This is a genomic window from Peteryoungia algae, from assembly GCF_030369675.1.
Classification (GTDB): Bacteria; Pseudomonadota; Alphaproteobacteria; order Rhizobiales; family Rhizobiaceae; genus Allorhizobium; species Allorhizobium algae.
In genome coordinates, this window is record NZ_CP128477.1 from 2,665,362 (window position 1) to 2,682,878 (window position 17,517).

General features: G+C 59.8%; 16 protein-coding genes. 7 read left to right on the forward strand and 9 right to left on the reverse strand.

Going from position 1 to position 17,517, the window contains the following annotated elements:
* Positions 1-89: 89 nt before the first annotated feature.
* Entirely contained in the window at positions 90-1,274 is a 1,185-nt protein-coding gene (locus QTL56_RS12670; RefSeq protein WP_245138027.1) for an MFS transporter, read from the forward strand.
* A 501-nt stretch (positions 1,275-1,775) separates the two neighbouring features.
* Here the strand turns inward: QTL56_RS12670 and QTL56_RS12675 are convergent.
* Genes QTL56_RS12675 through QTL56_RS12705 form a run of 7 tightly spaced genes read right to left on the reverse strand, consistent with a single transcriptional unit; the run spans position 1,776 to position 10,406 of the window.
* Positions 1,776-2,687, reverse strand: a complete 912-nt coding sequence (locus tag QTL56_RS12675; protein ID WP_245138026.1) for an FAD:protein FMN transferase — start codon at positions 2,685-2,687, stop codon at positions 1,776-1,778.
* Between the two features lie 3 nt (positions 2,688-2,690).
* Positions 2,691-3,278, reverse strand: a complete 588-nt coding sequence (locus QTL56_RS12680; protein ID WP_245138025.1) for a nitrous oxide reductase accessory protein NosL — start codon at positions 3,276-3,278, stop codon at positions 2,691-2,693.
* Between the two features lie 8 nt (positions 3,279-3,286).
* Positions 3,287-4,108 carry an ABC transporter permease gene (locus QTL56_RS12685; RefSeq protein WP_245138024.1) on the reverse strand — a complete coding sequence of 274 codons (822 nt, stop codon included), beginning with the start codon at positions 4,106-4,108 and terminating at the stop codon, positions 3,287-3,289.
* On the reverse strand, positions 4,105-5,004 hold the full coding sequence (locus tag QTL56_RS12690) for an ABC transporter ATP-binding protein (RefSeq protein ID WP_245138023.1): 900 nt from the start codon (positions 5,002-5,004) through the stop codon (positions 4,105-4,107). Before QTL56_RS12690 ends, QTL56_RS12685 begins: the two co-directional genes overlap by 4 nt.
* Positions 4,970-6,298 (reverse strand): nitrous oxide reductase family maturation protein NosD, encoded by a 1,329-nt coding sequence (locus QTL56_RS12695; RefSeq protein WP_245138022.1) that lies wholly within the window; start codon positions 6,296-6,298, stop codon positions 4,970-4,972. Before QTL56_RS12695 ends, QTL56_RS12690 begins: the two co-directional genes overlap by 35 nt.
* A gap of 3 nt (positions 6,299-6,301) precedes the next feature.
* Positions 6,302-8,230, reverse strand: coding sequence for a TAT-dependent nitrous-oxide reductase (nosZ, locus tag QTL56_RS12700; RefSeq protein ID WP_245138021.1), 1,929 nt, complete (start codon positions 8,228-8,230; stop codon positions 6,302-6,304).
* A 19-nt stretch (positions 8,231-8,249) separates the two neighbouring features.
* Positions 8,250-10,406 carry a NosR/NirI family protein gene (locus QTL56_RS12705; RefSeq protein ID WP_245138020.1) on the reverse strand — a complete coding sequence of 719 codons (2,157 nt, stop codon included), beginning with the start codon at positions 10,404-10,406 and terminating at the stop codon, positions 8,250-8,252.
* Positions 10,407-10,943: 537 nt separating this feature from the next.
* On the opposite strand from QTL56_RS12705, the gene QTL56_RS12710 reads away from it, so the two are divergent.
* The gene (locus tag QTL56_RS12710; protein ID WP_289393192.1) at positions 10,944-11,330 is read left to right on the forward strand and encodes a DMT family transporter; all 387 of its coding nucleotides are present in this window, start codon (positions 10,944-10,946) and stop codon (positions 11,328-11,330) included.
* Positions 11,331-12,059: 729 nt separating this feature from the next.
* Here QTL56_RS12710 and QTL56_RS12715 read toward each other — a convergent pair.
* Positions 12,060-12,728 carry a Crp/Fnr family transcriptional regulator gene (locus QTL56_RS12715; protein WP_245138019.1) on the reverse strand — a complete coding sequence of 223 codons (669 nt, stop codon included), beginning with the start codon at positions 12,726-12,728 and terminating at the stop codon, positions 12,060-12,062.
* Positions 12,729-12,821: 93 nt separating this feature from the next.
* On the reverse strand, positions 12,822-13,190 hold the full coding sequence (locus QTL56_RS12720) for a hypothetical protein (protein WP_245138018.1): 369 nt from the start codon (positions 13,188-13,190) through the stop codon (positions 12,822-12,824).
* 407 nt (positions 13,191-13,597) lie between these two features.
* On the opposite strand from QTL56_RS12720, the gene napE reads away from it, so the two are divergent.
* From napE to QTL56_RS12745, 5 genes are read left to right on the forward strand one after another with little or no spacing between them, the layout of a single operon-like run.
* A complete protein-coding gene (gene napE, locus QTL56_RS12725) occupies positions 13,598-13,792 on the forward strand; it encodes a periplasmic nitrate reductase, NapE protein (protein WP_370660289.1) in 195 nt (64 codons plus the stop codon).
* 19 nt (positions 13,793-13,811) lie between these two features.
* Positions 13,812-14,303: a ferredoxin-type protein NapF gene (locus QTL56_RS12730; RefSeq protein ID WP_245138037.1), complete on the forward strand. Its 492-nt coding sequence runs from the start codon at positions 13,812-13,814 to the stop codon at positions 14,301-14,303.
* The gene (locus QTL56_RS12735; protein ID WP_229576925.1) at positions 14,284-14,577 is read left to right on the forward strand and encodes a chaperone NapD; all 294 of its coding nucleotides are present in this window, start codon (positions 14,284-14,286) and stop codon (positions 14,575-14,577) included. Before QTL56_RS12730 ends, QTL56_RS12735 begins: the two co-directional genes overlap by 20 nt.
* Complete coding sequence (napA, locus tag QTL56_RS12740) at positions 14,552-17,056, forward strand: periplasmic nitrate reductase subunit alpha (protein WP_245138017.1); 2,505 nt, start codon at positions 14,552-14,554, stop codon at positions 17,054-17,056. The genes QTL56_RS12735 and napA overlap by 26 nt, the downstream gene beginning before the upstream one ends.
* Positions 17,026-17,517, forward strand: a complete 492-nt coding sequence (locus QTL56_RS12745) for a nitrate reductase cytochrome c-type subunit (RefSeq protein ID WP_245138016.1) — start codon at positions 17,026-17,028, stop codon at positions 17,515-17,517. The genes napA and QTL56_RS12745 overlap by 31 nt, the downstream gene beginning before the upstream one ends.

Sequence of the window (17,517 nt, forward strand, 5' to 3'; positions counted from 1 at the left end):
TCTAGCGCGAAATACCACACAAAAAATGCATATTGCGCCGCAACGAGATCATCGATTTTTACCCGGTCCCCTAGTGTATTGAGGATACAATGACAGCGCAGCGCTCTCCTACAACCGCCATCTCTTATGCGGTGATCCTTGCTGTGAGTTGCACGCATCTGATCAACGATCTGGTTCAGTTTCTTTTGCCTGCATTGTATCCGATTTTGAAAGGACAATACGGGCTGAGCTACTTTCAGCTCGGGCTGCTGACGCTCGCTCAGCAGATCACAGCCTGCATCCTTCAGCCCGTTCTGGGACTTTACGGTGATATGCATCCACGCCCCTATTTCCTCGCAGTGTCCATGAGCGTTGTCGCTTTCGGCGTCGTGTTGCTGGCGACAGCAGGAACTTTTGAAGCATTGTTGCTAGCGTCTGCTATCCTTGGTCTGGGGTCGGCTCTGTTTCATCCCGAAGCCTCACGCGTGTGCCGTATGGCCTCGGGGGGGCGTTTTGGATTTGCCCAGTCCAGCTTTCAGGTTGGCGGGAATGCTGGAACCGCATTGGGACCGCTGGCTGCAGCTTTAATCGTGCTGCCATTAGGGCAGGCGACGACTGCTTGGTTTGGACTGATTGCGGTAGGAGCGGTCATGATATCGCTCTGGATTGCACGGTGGTTCACGCATCATCAACGTACGATGCAGAGTGCAGGAGTACGGCTACAACCAGGCGGGCCTGATCTTTCGCGCGAAAGGCTTGCGGCCGCCTTCGCAGTCTTGGGCGCGCTACTGCTTAGTAAGTTTGTCTACATCGAAACCTTCAAGAGCTACTATGCATTTTTTCTAATGGAGAAATACGGATTGAAAATTGTCTACGCTCAGGGGTTTCTTTTCGTCTTTCTTGCCGCCGTTGTGTTTGGGACATTTTTCGGCGGTCCGATCGGCGACCGCATCGGACGTAAAAAAGTCATCTGGGGATCAATTGCTGGGGCGCTTCCGTTTGCCGTAGCCCTGCCGCATGTGCCAATGTGGATTGCGCTTGCCCTCAGCATCGTGGTTGGACTGGTCTTGTCTTCTGCCTTCTCGGCCATCGTTGTTTTTGCACAAGAGCTTTTGCCGCAAAAAATCGGCATGGTATCGGGATTCGTGTTCGGCTTTGCCTTCGGCGCCGGGGCACTTGGTGCAGCGGCGCTTGGTGCTCTGGCTGATCACATTGGAATGGCGCAAGTGTTTGAATACCTTCCCTTGTTGCTGTGTCTTGGCTTCTTGACGGCTCTGTTGCCGGACCTCGACTGATTAGCAGCTAGGACGTGTAGCGCAGCGCGCTAGTGTGGCTATGTCAAAACCCGGCAGGCTATAAGAGCCACGATCCTCAGGCAAGAACTCGGCCCGCCGCGGTGCCTCAGCGAGGGCGAGATGATTCGATTTGGCCGGTTCCCGCAAAGTGTCGGGCGGGTAACGGCGGGCGATCGGGCGATGGTCGAGGTGGCGCTCGCCCGTTTAGAACTCGTATAGCTCGTCAACCGCCCTGTACTTTGTCGATGGAATTGCGCTTCAAGCAAAGTTTAACAGCTTGATTCAAGAGCTGCAAATGCAAACGGCGATCTTGATCGCAGCTACACCGGCTAGGCTAATATCTGCTTTCTGAAGAAATCCCATTTTCCCTCACCGACCAACATGGAACGGCCAGCCTCCGCGTTGAGTTTGATTCAGTCCTCCGGACTACTTGAATCAATCGCCTGATCCACTGAAGCGGTGAATGGGGCGGTAGACTGACGTATGGACCTGAACCGGCCATCATCCCGCAATCTCGAGTTGAGAACCTGGGAAGCCTTGCAACAGCTGCTCCACTTCGCTTACCTCGTTCAGAAGGCAAGCAGTCGTTGAAAGCGCGTCCGCAACGGCCGCAGTGGGTGCCGAGATCGACACGGCGCGCCACACCGCCGGTGCAGGCATTCCGCTGACGGGGTCGAGAATATGCCCCTGCCGTCCCGCAGCATCGAATGTCGTACCGAGAGAAGACGATGTGGCGAAAGCGCGTTGCCGCAAACCGACTAAACCGCCGGCTTCGGTTCGAACAGGCCAGTCGCCACCAGTCGGAGTGCTGCCAACGGCACGGAATTCTCCCGTGTCGATCAGAACGTTCGTCACGCCTTCTGCCTCCAGCAATGCAGCTACCCGATCGGCGACATAGCCTTGGCCGATCCCATTCAAGGTCAGCGCCATGCCCGGTCGCAAGCTGATTTTCGCCGCATCCATCTCCACCTTGTCCCAGCCAACAAGCGCCTTGGCCACGGCGATTGCCGGCGCATCCGGCTGCCCGCCGCGCGCGGCGGCTTCGGCCCAGAGCGCCCAGAGCGGCTGCACGGTCGGATCAAACCTCCCGCCGCTGGCATGGTTCACGGCGGCGGCGAGCGACAGGCATTCCAGCAGTTCGAAAGGCGGCTCGGCCAGATGGCCCTCCCGGTTGAGCCGCGCGAGCGCACTATGCGCACGGTAGAGGCTCAGAATGTCTTCCAACCGATCGATTTCGGCCAATACGCGGACGGTGATCGCCTCCGCGTCGGGATGGTCGATCCGGATAGAAGCGCGCGCACCAAGCGCTTGCCCGGTCCAGAATTTCGAGACTTGCGGTGCGGCGCGTGTCACGGCTGGCAGAAGAGCCAAGGCAGCGGAAATCGTGATCAGTCGGCGGCGTGTAATGGGCATGGTTCAGCCTCCAGCTTTGTTGGACAGGGCACGCAGACGGTTTTGGAAATCGGTATTGTCGTCCTGCGGGTTCGGGTCGACAAAGTCCTCAACCGGGGCCAGAACCATGTCGTCGGTAATTTCGGCCAGGGACAAGACACGACCGCCCTCGACGCGGGCAAATTCCTCGGCCTGTTGACGGCTCGAAAACGGAACCGTCTCCGGCGCCCCCATGCCCCCCTGGCGCGCCGATCCCACGACGAACAGCGCCTTGTCTATGGCAATCCAGTTGCCATAGCCCGGTTGATCCCAGGTGGCCCCTGTCGCCCCCATATCGTTCACATAGACGGCAAGGATTGGCGCCATCTGCTCAGGTCCACGCAGATAGGCAATGGCATCACGGACCTGGCTGAAGAACAGGGGGGCTGGCATGCCCTCGAGAAACACCTGCCCCTTGGGTCCAGCATGTTCGAGCAGGTTCATCTGGCAATAGTGGCCAAGCGTCTCGGCCGTCATGTCCTTGGGCGTCGTGTCCTGCGTGACCTTCTCCTGGCACCCGGCGAGCAATGCCAGTAAACCGGCGATCAGCAGCGCGTGAAGCGGAAGTCGCATGGGCCAATTCATGGGGTCACCTTTCGAAAAGCGGTAAGCGCAAGCGCGATCGCCAGCAATGGCCAGAGGAACAGCGAAGCTGCCAACTGCCAGAGCGGGATTGCCCCCGCTGCGCCACCGATGCCGCCGGCGGCCGCGACCGCGTGAGCGGCGGACAGGTTGAAGACGCGGAAGGCATCGGCGGGGTTGGCAAGCAAGGCGACGGGCAAGGCTTGCGTGGTTAAGGCACCACCGCCATCGGTGACGATCAGCGCCAGAAGCGCCAGGTCGTAGAGCACGACGGCGACCAGCCACACCGCAATCGCAAGTCCCGCAGCACCGGAGGGACGGCGCGCCAGTGCCGAGAGCGCATAGCCGGCGCCGAGGAAAGTGGCACCCAGGAGAACCGAGGACCAGATCAACCGGACCAGGGAACCGATCCCCTTGATCGCCGCCGGATCGGACCACACGGCCACCACCAGTGCTGCGCCATAGCCCAGGGTTACAGCAAGCGCCAGGATCGCAAGATGCGCCAGAAGCTTGCCGAGCAGGATCTCAAGGCGCGAGACCGGATAGGTGAGAAGCAGCGGCAGCGTGCCGCGCTCCACTTCGCCCGCCACGGCATCAAAGCTCATCAAAAGCGCAAGCAGCGGCACGAGATAAACGGCAAGCGAAGTGAGTGAGGCAACAATGACCGACAGCCGGTCGACGCCGACATCGCCGGTCGGCGCGGAACCTGCGGCGGCAAGCACGAGCGCAAATAGCATCATCATGCCGGTGGCGATCAGCACCCAGCGGTTCCGGAAGGCGATGCGGAACTCGCAAGTCGCGGTGGCGAGAATGCGCCTCATTGCCCGTCCCTCCGGCTGAAATGGCTGTAGATATCCTCAAGGCTCGGCGGGTTCACATCGAGATCGGCGACCTCGGCACTTCGCGACGTGATGCGAGCGAGAAGCGGCAGCTTTTCGGTCTGCGCGCAGGTGATGCGCAGCACTCCGTCGATGCCGAGGGATGCTTCCGGCAAGGCTGCGGCAAGCGATGCTGCATGGCCCTCAACCGGACGAACGAGGAGCGTGATTGGCAAGACGGCCTGCGCGCGAATGTCGGCAAGGCTGCCCTCGGCCACCAGTTGTCCGCCCGACAGGATGAGGATGCTGTCGGTACGCGCCTCGACCTCGGTAAGCGCGTGCGAGGACAAAAGGATCGTGGTGCCATCCGCCGAGAGACCATCAAGCAGGTCGTAGAAATCTCGTCGCGAGACGGGGTCGAGGCCCGAGGTCGGCTCGTCCAACACCATAAGGCGGGGTCGGCCAATCAGGGTCTGGGCAAGGCCCACGCGCTGGCGCATGCCTTTGGAATAGGTACCAATCCGCCGCCGCGCCGCATGGCCAAGACCTACGCGAGCGAGGAGTTCCGGCGCGATGCGGGGATCGTCCCCGCGAAGCGAAAGATAGTGGCGGATCTGTTCCTCGCCGGTAAGCGCGGGATGAAAGGCAACATTTTCCGGCAAATAGGCCACCTGCATGCGCGCAGCTTCCGAACCGGGCACTTGTCCACAAACCTGAACCTCGCCGCTGTCAAACGGGATCAACCCGAGAATGATCTTCATCATCGTCGACTTGCCGGCACCGTTGTGTCCAAGCAGCGCGGCGCGCTTTCCCGGCTGCAATGCCAGCGAGACCTGCTTCAACGCCTCGACGGACTGGAAGCGCTTAGTGAGCCGGGAGATTGTCAGCGTCGGTGTCATCATAATTTCCTGTCGCCCATCGGCCCGCGGCCTCGGCTTCATGGCGGAGTATGTCTTCGGGAATTTCGATCGTCAGCGTGCGCATCAGGGGGGCGCCGTCGCGCACCCCACCCGGCAAGGTGGCTGGAAAATCCCGCTGGCTCCAGCGCACGAGTTGCACGGCGGGCGAACCGATCAGAAGGCTCGCGGCAGGCTGCGACCACAGGATCTGGTCCATCACGTCGTTCGGGCGGTAGAAGCTGTCGGCGATGCCGTCGCCATTCAGATCGAAAGCCGGATGGTCGGACCAGAAATTTCCCCGCCCCTCATGGCTCCATTCCATGTTGCGGGTCCCGACATATTTGACCTGCTCGCGGTTGGCGACGAAGGCATTGCCGGTCAGCACGTTCTTTTCCGAACCGGCGGTGAAGTGAATGCCGATATGGCAGCCCTCAAAGCGATTATCCCAGATCAGGTTCTTGTGAGCGTTGTAGATGAACAGGCACTTCTTCGTGCCGCCGCGCACCAGATTGCCGGTGACGTCGGCATTGTTGGCGTAGTTCAGCATCAACCCGTGATCACGGTCGCCGAGGCTCAGATTGTTGAGGATCTTGGCCCTGTCGGAGAACATGATGGCAAAGCCGAGATGGTTGCCGACCGAGATATTGCCGGAAACCTCGGTATTGCGGGTATACATGAAATGCACGGCAAAACGCAGGTCGCGCATGACATTGCCACGATAGATGCTGTTGGAACTGGCATTGGAAAAGATGCCGTCGCGACCGAAGCGGATGACATTGTTTTCCAGAAGGGTGCCGGGGCTGTTCCAGACATAGATGCCATTGCCGCGCTCGTTCATGCGCGGGCTGTCGGTGCCGATGATCTCATTGCCAGAGACCACCACATCCCGACCGCCATGCACATCGATGCCATGCATGTTGCCGGTGACGTACAGCTTCTCGACCCGGGTGCGATCGGCCCCCTTTTCGATTTTTACGCCCGCGTCGAGGTCCTGGTTGATCCGGCCCGAGCCCGTGACTGTGAACCCGGTCAGATGGACATCGGCTGCGGTGATCGTCATCACGCTGCCCGAGCCTTGGCCATCGACGACCGCGCCGCGCGGACCGATGATGGCAAGGGACCGGTCGATGGTGATGGGGCCGAGATAGGCCCCGTCGGTCAATTTCAGGACATCGCCGGGTGATGCAACGGCGATGGCGGCCGCGAGACTGCCCGTGCCCGGGGCGACCATGTGCTCCTCCGCCGCAAGCGGCGAAGCAAGAACAAGACCGATCAGGACAACGGGCAGCCGCATGGCTCAGGCGCCCTTCGGTTCGACAAACATGCGCCCACGCATTTCCATGTGCAGGGCATGGCAGAACCACTGGCAATAGTACCAGTAGACACCGGCATTGGCCGCGACGAAGGTGACCGAGCTCGTCTGCTGCGGACCGATCTCGATCGCCACGCCATGGTTGCCCATGGTGAAACCGTGCGTCAGATCGTCGATGTCATCCAGATTGGTGACGATGACCGTGACTTCGTCGCCTTCCTTCACCGTGAAGCTCTCCAGGCTGAAGGCCGGAGCGACCGAAGTCATGTAGACGCGCACCTTGTTGCCGTCGCGGACAACCGCGTCAGTCCACTCGTCGATGTTGACGCCATCTGCCTCGGCCTGTTCGCGGGTTTCGGCCCACATCGGATCATTGCGATCCCAGGTCGAGCGAATGTTGGGCAGGATCGAGGGCGCAACGGCGATTGCATCATGAGGTTCGGCAAATGTCGGGCCATCATGAACAAGCTTCATCTTGTCGCCGGAGATGTCGATCAACTGATCGTTTTCAGGCTTCAGTGGCCCGACGTTCAGGAAACGGTCCTTGGAGAACTTGCAAAGGCAAACCAACCAGTCGTTGGAGGCGTCGAGCGTTTCTCCCATGACCGTCTTCAGGTGCCCCGGCTGATACTGGACGTCGATCTTGTCCTTGATCGGATCGACCTTTTCGCCGGCATAAGCCTTAATCGCATCCTCGATGTTCCACTTGGCGACCTGGCTGTCGAGGAAGAGCGAGGTATAGGCATTGCCGCGACCGTCAAAGGCCGTATGCAGCGGCCCAAGGCCAAGTTCCGGTTCGGCAACAACCGCGCTGCGCGGTTCTGCATTGTCATAGAACAGTGCGTCGAACTTGGTCACATCAAGCACCGTGACGGTCGGCGAAAGCTTGCCATTGATGCACAGGTGCTTCTTGTCCGGCGCCATGTTGCAGCCATGCGGATTGTTGGCGATCGGGATGTAGCGGGTGAACAGCGACTTGGCTTCCTTGCGGCCATCCAGCACCTTGACGCCATTGATCTCCTCGTACTGACCGGCAGCGATGGCCTTTTCGATCTCAGCCAGGTTGAAGATGACGACATGGTCCATTTCGGACTTGGTCATCTCTTCGAGATTCACGCCCATTTCGGAGTTGTAGCTGGTGGAGAAGGCCCACTTGCCTTCATAGTCGGCATCGCAGTTGTCGAGATTGCCCGACACCTTGACCTGCCAGGCAACATCCCATTTTTCAGCGTCGACCGCAGTGAAAACGTTCACATAGGTCGAGACATCCGTCATGGTCGAACCATCATTGACCAGCGGCGCTTCGTCCTCGCCGTTGCAGAAGACGTAATTGGTCTTCGGCCACTTCTGCGGGCGCAGGCCGTGAATGCCCTTGGCATTCGGAATTTCCAGAATGGCATCGGTCTTCATGACGTCGCAGCGAACGCGTGCAACGCGGGTATTGGCCTTGTCGTTCATGAACAGATAGCGGCCGTCATACTTGCCCTCGGTGAAGGACATGTGGACGTGGTGCAGGTCGCCGTTGTCATGGATCTTCTTGCCATTGGCGGCGAGCTGCTTCTTGGTCTTCTCTGTCATCGTCCGCTGATGGATACGGATCGATTCATTGGTTTGACCCCAGCCGGTTGCCGAGCAGCGGTTGAACACGGGAACACGCATCAGCTCGCGCATCGAGGGGATGCCGAGAATGCGCATTTCGCCTGTTTGCCCCGAGGACCAGAAGCCGTAATAATCGTCGAGCTTGCCGGGCGCGACGGAGCCGTCGCCTTCGGCAGCAGCGAGCGCTGGCGTCGCGACGACGGCAGCCCCGAGACCGAGCGCGCCGGCCCCCATGCTTCCGGCTAGTACTGCACTGCCGGCTGTGGCGCTGAACAGCTCTCGCCGGCTCAGGCCTTTGGTTTCTTTCTTTTCCATCGTCGGTATCCTTCTTCGGTTAGACTTTGGCTGCGGATTGGTTGATCGGCGTCCCGCCCGGACTTGCCGCGAGCTTTGCTCGCGACTTCATTTTCTTCATCACGACGGGACAGACGGTTTCGGACTGGTAGAGCACCTGACAGTGAAGGCAGTTGATGCACTCGTTCGGATTGATCTCGCCGGTCCTGTGGATGGCCTGCACGGGACACTGGTTGGAGCAGGTCTGGCAGGGATTGCCGCATTCGTGATAGCGCTTCAGCCAGTCGAACATGCGCATTCGGGCGGGTATCGCGAGTGCTGCACCGAGCGGGCAGAGGTAGCGGCAGTAGAAGCGTTCGACGAAGAGGCCCGCGACCAGAAGGGCGGCCGCATAGGCGACAAATGGCCAGGCGCGGATGAACTTCAGGATGATCGCCGTCTTGAACGGTTCGATCTCGGCCAGGTGCTCCGCCTGCTCGACACTCATCAGCGAGACCCCGAACAGGCCAAGGAAGATCATGTATTTGAGCGGCCACAGTCGCTCATGCAGCCCCCACGGCAGGGTCCACTGTGGAACATGCAGCTTGCGGGCGATCTGATTGCTCAGTTCCTGGAGCGCGCCGAATGGGCAGAGCCAGCCGCAATATGCGCCGCGCCCCCAGAACAGAAGGGCAGCCGCTACCGAAAACCACAGGATGAAGGTCAAGGGATCAAGTAGAAAGGCCTGCCAGGAAAAGCCGGTGACCAGACTGCCGAACAGGGCCATGAGGTTGACCACCGAGAGCTGGGCATTGGCATACCATCCGAGGAAAACCAGCGTGACGGTAAGGAAAGCGATGCGGAAGATGTAGAAAGCTCTGGCATTCCTGACGGCATAGGTCTGGAAGAAGAAGACCGCCGTCAGCACGAACAGCATCGTGCCGAGCACTGCGATCTCCAGCGTCTTGTCACGCCAGATGCGCTTCCAAAGATCCGCCTGAGCCGTGCCCTCGTCGCGGTCGGCGACAGCCGTGACTTCGGCGAGAGGAACAGCCGCAGCCTTCAGATATTTCTGCGGCAGCTGATAGCTGAGATCAAAGGTATGGAACACCTTTTCGATCGGACCGACCTCGCGGTGCGCCAGAAGCTGGATGCGGAAGGGTTTGGTCGGATCAAAGCCGACATCGGCGGGGATGCGGAAAAGATCCATCTCGGCGAACTCGGGCGCGCCGGAGAGTGCGATCCTGCCGAGCCGGCGATGATCGCGGTCGCGAAAGCGCACAGAAACATCGTCCTGGATCAGCACGATGCGGTCGAAGATGCCGCCGCGCACGTAGCCGGAGCCCTTGAACGAGTAAAGCCCTCTGCCGGCAACGGCGACGGCGCTTTCGCCCTCCTTCAGCCAGTCCCTCAGATTGGCCTCCTCGGCCGGCCCGAGCATAGCCTTGCCGATCGCCGGCACAGAGACGAGTGCTGCATGCATGTCGATAAAGGTGGTTTCCGGCGGCTCCGTCAGCGCCCGCTCGCGAGCCCGCGCATCGGCATGCTCGGCAAAAGCGGCATTGACCTGCGCCACATCAAGCGACAGACGTCGGATCGTGCCGTCGCCCTCCGCCTCGACCCAGTCGGCCGGCTCTGCGGCATCGGCATCAATCGTGAAGCGAGGGCCGGCCTGTTCGCTTTCCGGTGCCAGGCCGCCAAGCCCGAGCGCGCGTGCCACCTTCAAGCCTGATCGCACGATCGAATCGTCGATCACCATCACAGTGACCGTAGCACCCGAGATGATATCGACGTCATGCGCGGTGCCGCCCGATTTCGCCTCTGCAACAAGGTCGAGACCGGCATAGCCTGAGACCATTGCCTTGACCTTGGCCTCGGGAATGCCGATCAGGACGATGGGTTCGGAATGCTTGACCAACTGCACACCGATGATTTTCGCGTCGAGAGCAACCGCCACCAGCGTGTGGATGGGCTTGCCCGAGTATCCCGTCGTGCCGACGAAATCCGACGTCGCGAAGACCCAGCCCACAGTCTCGCCGCCCTTCAGCACGGGGGCAACCGCCAGATCCGCCCGCAGCGGGCCGAATCCGTCAGCGCCCGGCACCAGGTCGGAGACCTGGGCATCAGGCAAATACTGCTCCAGCACCGATGCCGCACTGGCGGAGACCGCAAGGCAAAGGGAAGCGCAGATCAGTAGGACCAGACGTAAGAGATTCATCTCAGATTTCCCGCATTTCGTCGCAGGAGCATTGGCGGCTCTAGGGAGAGAGGTCTTTGCGATAGATCAAAGATCCGGCCGTTTCTCGAATGATTGTCTGCAGCTACTGCGCGCCAAGATCAAAACTGACAAACTTAAAACCACGGTTTCGCGGCCTCCCGATCAACCTCTCGGCTCCAATGAAAAATAGTGACATCTGACGCGGAGGCGCCCGGTGAGATAGGCGTCTATCCTGAATTCTGGCAGCCAGCGACGGTAGCGAATGACGAACGAGAGCAGCGCAAACGCGGAGAATCCAGACCGCCCTGCCCTCGGAATTTTGCTGCGCATTCTTTAAGGTGCGCTCTTTGCAGCTATGGCGATCTTCGTCAAAAAGGTCTCGAACGACGTGCAGGTCGGGCAGATCGTTTTCTTCAGGTCCGCCTTAGCGCTCATTCCCTGCTTGTCTTCCTGTGGATGAGGGGAGAGTTTCCGAAAGGACTGGCCACGCGGCGTGCCTTTGATTACCTGCTGCGATCCGCACTCGGGGCGGCGGTCATGTTTGCATCCTTCGCCTCGATTGCACGCCTTCCCCTCGCCGAGGCAACGTTGTTGGGTTACCTGTCGCCCTCTTCACAGCGATTGCGAGTGTGCTCATGCTTTCGGAACCTGCAACGGTCTGGCGTGCCGGTGGCGATATTGGGAACGATCGGCGTGGTGTCGCTCGTCTGGCCCGAACTCGGTCAAGCGGCAACGGACGACACGCGCCTGATTGGTTTTGGCTTCGCCCTTCTGATGGGTTTGCTGACGGCTTTGGCCCTGATCATGGTGCGAAGTCTCAGCCGGACGGAAAGCCCCGGGAGCCATAGCCTTCTACTTCGTCCTAGCTTCCATGGCTGGCGGGATTGTCACACTTCCGTTCGGGTGGACAACGCCGGGCGATGACGAATTGGCCTAACTTGTGGGACCCGGCGTTTTCGGAGGCTTAGCCCATATCTCCATGACGCACGCATTCCGCTATAGCCAAGCCTCGCGTCTTGCGCCGTTCGAGTGTCTGGCAATCCTGTGGCCGATCATGGCTGACCTCGTATAGTTCGGTCAGCCACTCACGTCACCATTTCTCACGGCCCTGCCCCTGGTGCTCTCAGGCGCTGCCTTTGCAGCGCTCGAAGGCCGAAAACGACCTTGAACGATCGCTAAAGGAGTGGTTGGCCGCGCCCGTGGAGGCCTCGCGCACACGCGCCACCGGCACGATGACGGATTCCGTTGCGCCCGAGGACAATAACTCGGCTACGCCATTCGTATGCGAGCCGCCAGGTTGAGATCATGGAAGGCGATCAACCAATGCCTCGGTTCTTGTCACATACGGTCTGAGGATTTCGAAGACGCGCAGCTGATGCACTAGATCAAGCGCACTCGTCGCCTCGTCGAGGAGTGGCCAGGTGGTCTTCGTAGTAGAAGCCGAGGACAACCCGTTCGGCGGGGGGTGGAAACGGTAACGGTTCGCCCCTTGACGTCGGTCACGGTGATATCGGCCATGGCCTGTCCTGCACGAGCGATCAGGGCGCATGTGGTGCAAAGCAGCAGGTTTTTCATGAAACTTTCCTTCGGAGGCATCACAGGCCGAGCTTTCGGTCCGTGAGGAATGACAGAAATTGGGGGCTAACTTGGCAATCAGGTCGGCATGGCGCCGTCAGCAATCGCTTGAAGTGCGGGAAGATCCAGAACGGTGACGATTTCAGGCTCCTCAAAATCGATCAGGCCCGCCCGTTTGAACCGCGTGAAACAGCGACTTACCGTTTCCAGCGACAGGCCCAACCAATCAGCCAGATCGCCCCGTCCGAGATAGAGATTGAAGACGCGGACCTCACTGCGCAGACGTTGCGGTCGAGCAAACCGCTCTGACAAATCGAGGATTGCACTTGCCACACGTTCAGGTACCGTCTTGCGGCCCAGCAGCATGGTGTGTGCCTCGATGCGCATCATGGCTTCGCCGATCGCGCTGTAGATCTTGCCGATCCCGTCGGCATGATAGTGCTCGATGTGGCAATAGCTGAGCGTTTCGGCCGTCATCCGGTTCTTGTCACCGTGGGCAAGACCGACCAGTTCGCCGGGTCCGACGATGTCGACGATCTGACGACGCCCGTCGGCAAGGGTCTGCGAGAGGGCGATACAGCCCTGCGACAGCTTGAACTGGGGAGCAGACGGCTGCCCCTGATGGAAAAGGACAGTTCCGGGTGCGACAAAGCCATGTTCCTTGAGGAACCGTGCCTTTGACGGATGTGGAGCGGGAATACTGGATTGCGAAATCGGAGTAGCGCTGACAGGGACGACGTACAACATGACGGCTCCGGAGTTGGCCGGTCATGATGCGTCGCATCTGCCGGCGATCGAACGAGATCGGTCCGGACGTCTGACGTCGAATTCGGACCGGATTCAGAGGGAATCCGGCACCGGAGGCGCACGCGGCGCAGTGTTCGGGGGGAAAAGACGCCGGTAGCCTGCGTCGTTTCGCACAGGCGCCGACATGTTGAGAGCAACGAGCATGCGCCGACCGACAAGATCGACCGGCACCGGCAGCAGCGTCGCAGATGCAATCAGGCAGGCTTCACAGGTGGCAACCCCGCCGTGATGCGGGATCCCGCCATCTTCGGTCGTGACACAAAGCTCGGGTACAGTGCCGTCCGGCAGAACATAGGCGGCAACGCCATGCGTTGCGGCATTTCCGACGCCTGACGGGGGCTGGTGTGCCATCCCGACCATGATGAGCAGCAATGCAAGGATGATCCGAATAGCTCTTTCCACGATGCCTATGGGCCGGTTTGCATTGTCGACTGTCGAATGCCTAACATGCCATTGCAGCGAACTGTTTGACCTGGAACAAACATGCTGCAGAAAGTCAATGCGCGCTCGTGAGGTCTCGGGCACAGGCGGCTCTCGGGACGAATGCCGGAAGACAGCAAGCCTTGATCAGGGTGGGTTGTGTCCCACCCGGGAACGCTTCACATTGCGAACAACCAGGCCGACTGGCGGCTCAACAGCATCCACGCCTTGAGCACCGCTATTCCGGTATTCCCCTTCGCCTTGTCGTCTCGGTCAGCACCGCATCGACCAGGCTCCGGCACTGCCATTGCCATGTTACAGAAACTGACCTTCCTTGACAGCAGAGTGATCGGCCCGCACACTTGCCGCGAGGAAAAGGAGGAGTACCAGTGCAGCACAGCACCGAGACCACCATCCCGTTGTCCGCCTCCGACCGTCGTGTCCGGCGTCGATCCGAGCTTGTGACATTTTTCATCCTTGCCTTTGGCATCTGGCCGATCCTCGCCGTGGCTGCCGTCGGCGGTTTCGGCTTCATGGTCTGGATGTACCAGATCATCGTGGGTCCACCCGGCCCTCCAGCCTAGCGAGGAGATCATGGTGACCATGCTATCGCGCCGAGCACTGCTTCGAGGCCATTTAAGGGAAGAGCCACGCATCCTGCCCCCGGGTCTCGTGCGGCCTGTTGCGGAGATCTGTCAACAATGCAGGGCATGTGTTGACCACTGTCCGGCATCGATCATCTCGCTGAAGTCGGGCATGCCCGCGCTCGATTTCTCTTTCGAGGGATGCGATTTCTGCGGCGAATGTCGCGATAACTGTCCGCACTCCGATGTTTTCTTCGAAGAAGACCTCACTTTCCCCCACACGGCACAAGTCCTGTCGCACTGTCTGGCGCTCAACGGCGTCGACTGTCAGTCATGCCGTGACCACTGTCCGGCCGACGCCATCCGGTTTCGCCCGCGAGCCGGCGGACCATGGCACCCGGATGTTGCACAAGACGACTGCACCGGCTGCGGCGCCTGTATCGGCCACTGTCCCACGAACGCAATTTCCATATCGGTAAGGAGTGGCCCGCATGTCGACGCACAATCCTGAACGCTACCATGTATCCAGTGCCGTCATCCTGACCTCGCCCGCAGCGGCTGACCGTCTTCTTTTAGCATTGGCAGAGATGCCGAACGTTGAAGTTCATGCCGCAGAGAAGGGCAAGATCGTCATCGTGATCGAAGGCAAGTCCAGCGGTGAAATGGGCGCGACATTGGCCGCCATCTCAGGTCTTCCGGATGTCATGGCGGCAAATATGGTTTTCGAGCATGCAGAGAATTTGAAGGAGGGTCCGATCAATGGACACAGAACTGACGCGGCGTAGTCTGCTCAAGGCCCATGCCGCCGCGATTGCAGCGGCCACCGCCGGCATCACCTTGCCGGCCAATGCACAGTCCGTTCCCGGTGGCGTCGGGTCCCTTGAGATCAAATGGTCCAAGGCGCCCTGCCGGTTCTGTGGCACCGGCTGTGGTGTTATGGTCGGCGTCAAGGAAGGGCAGGTCGTCGCCACACACGGCGACATGCAAGCCGAGGTGAACCGCGGCCTCAACTGCATCAAGGGTTATTTCCTCTCAAAGATCATGTATGGCGAGGATCGCCTGACCACACCGCTCCTGCGCAAGCGCAACGGGCAGTATTCCAAGGACGGCGAGTTCGAACCGGTGAGCTGGGACGAAGCTTTCGACGTCATGGCAGAGCAGTGCAAGAAGGTCCTGCGCGAAAAGGGACCCACCGCAGTCGGCATGTTCGGTTCCGGCCAGTGGACCATTTTCGAAGGCTATGCTGCCACGAAGCTGATGCGCGCTGGCTTCCGCTCCAACAACCTAGACCCCAATGCCCGCCATTGCATGGCGTCGGCCGCCTATGCGTTCATGCGGACCTTCGGCATGGACGAACCCATGGGCTGCTACGACGACTTCGAGCACGCTGACGCCTTCGTACTCTGGGGCTCGAACATGGCCGAGATGCACCCGATCCTGTGGACACGCCTTGCGGACCGGCGACTGGGCCACGAACATGTAAAAGTCGCAGTACTCTCGACCTTCACCCACCGCAGCATGGATCTTGCAGACGTTCCGATCATCTTCAAGCCGAGCACGGATCTGGCGATCATGAACTATATCGCTAATCACATCATCTCGACCGGTCGAGTGAACGAGGACTTTGTCCGCGCGCACACGACTTTCATGAAGGGCGTGGACGATATCGGATATGGTCTTCGACCGGACGATCCGCTCGAGATGAAGGCAAAGAACGTCGGCGACCCGACCAAGATGGAGCCGATCGACTTCGACAGTTTCAAGGCCTTTGTCGCAGATTACACTTTAGAAAAAGTCGCCGAGCTGACTGGGTCCGATCCGGGCTTTCTGGAGCAACTCGCTGAGCTCTATGCCAGTCCCGACACCAAGGTCATGTCTCTTTGGACCATGGGTTTCAACCAGCACACGCGCGGTGTTTGGGCAAACCACATGATCTATAATCTGCATCTGCTGACGGGGAAGATCTCTGAACCGGGCAACGGCCCCTTCTCACTGACAGGCCAACCATCGGCCTGTGGAACGGCGCGCGAAGTCGGCACATTCGCGCATCGCCTGCCGGCAGACATGGTGGTGACCAATCCGGAGCACCGACATCACGCAGAGGAGATCTGGAAACTCCCGGAAGGTCTTCTTCCCGACAAACCAGGATACCATGCCGTAGAACAGGACAGGATGCTGAAGGACGGCAAGCTGAACTTCTATTGGGTTCAGGTCAACAACAACGTCCAGGCGGCCCCCAATACCAGCAACGAGACTTATCTCGGCTACAGGAACCCGGACAACTTCATTGTCGTCTCCGATGCCTATCCCACGATCACCGCCATATCTGCCGACCTCATTCTTCCGGCCGCCATGTGGGTCGAGAAGGAAGGAGCCTATGGCAATGCAGAGCGCCGAACACACGTCTGGCATCAACTGGTCAATGCGCCAGGATATGCGCGCTCGGACCTATGGCAATTGGTGGAGTTTTCCAAACGGTTCACGACGGATGAAGTCTGGACCGAGGAGATCTTGGCGCAGAACCCGGACTACCGCGGCAAAACACTTTTCGAGGTGCTGTTTGCCAATGGCAAGGTGGACCGATACCCCCTCTCAGAGGTGGACGCCGACTATGCCAATCGCGAAGCCGAAGCATTTGGCTTTTATCTCCAGAAGGGCCTCTTCGAGGAATATGCGGAGTTTGGGCGCGGACATGGGCATGACCTGGCACCTTACGACGTCTACCATCAGGAGCGGGGCCTTCGTTGGCCGGTCGTCGACGGCAAGGAGACTAAATGGCGCTACCGGGAGGGTTATGACCCATATGTCAAACCCGGCGAAGGGGTGCGCTTCTACGGCAAACCCGATGGACGTGCGGTCATCCTGGCTGTCCCCTATGAACCGCCGGCCGAATCGCCGGATGAGGAATACGATTTCTGGCTGGTCACAGGCCGGGTGCTGGAGCACTGGCACTCCGGTTCAATGACGATGAGAGTGCCCGAACTCTACAAGGCCTTCCCCGGCGCGCGCTGTTTCATGAATGCGGACGACGCCCGGAAACGTGGAATCAACCAAGGGGCAGAAATCACGATCGTCTCGCGTCGCGGCGAGATGCGGACCCGAGTCGAGACCCGAGGCCGGAACCGCATGCCGCCAGGCGTAATCTTCGTTCCGTGGTTCGATGCCAGTCAACTGATCAACAAGGTGACGCTTGACGCCACCGATCCGATCTCCAAACAAACGGATTTCAAAAAATGTGCAGTCAAGATCGTTCCCGTGGCCTGACAAGAGGCCGACTTGGTGCCGTTGCCCTGTTTGCAGCCTGTCTCATCGGCGGTGGCGTCGTCGCACAATCGGTTCCGCAATTGTCCGGCCCACCGCAACAGATGGAGAGCGCTCCGGCAAAAGCCTTGCCGAAATGGAATGTGGATGACGTGCGAAAGATGCGCGCCTATCCGGACCAGCCTCCCGTCATTCCGCACTCGATCGAGGGCTATCAGCTGTCGGTCAATACCAACAGATGCCTTTCCTGCCACAAGCGCGAGTTTACGGAAGGGTCCGGGGCGCCTATGATCAGCGTGACCCACTACATCACGCGGGAGGGGCAGATGCTGGCAGACGTCTCGCCGAGACGATATTTCTGCACAGCCTGTCACGTACCCCAGGCGGAGACAAGCCCCCTGGTCGGGAACACCTTCCGCGACATGAGCGACATGGGGGTCAAGCTGATGGGCGAGGAGCACTAG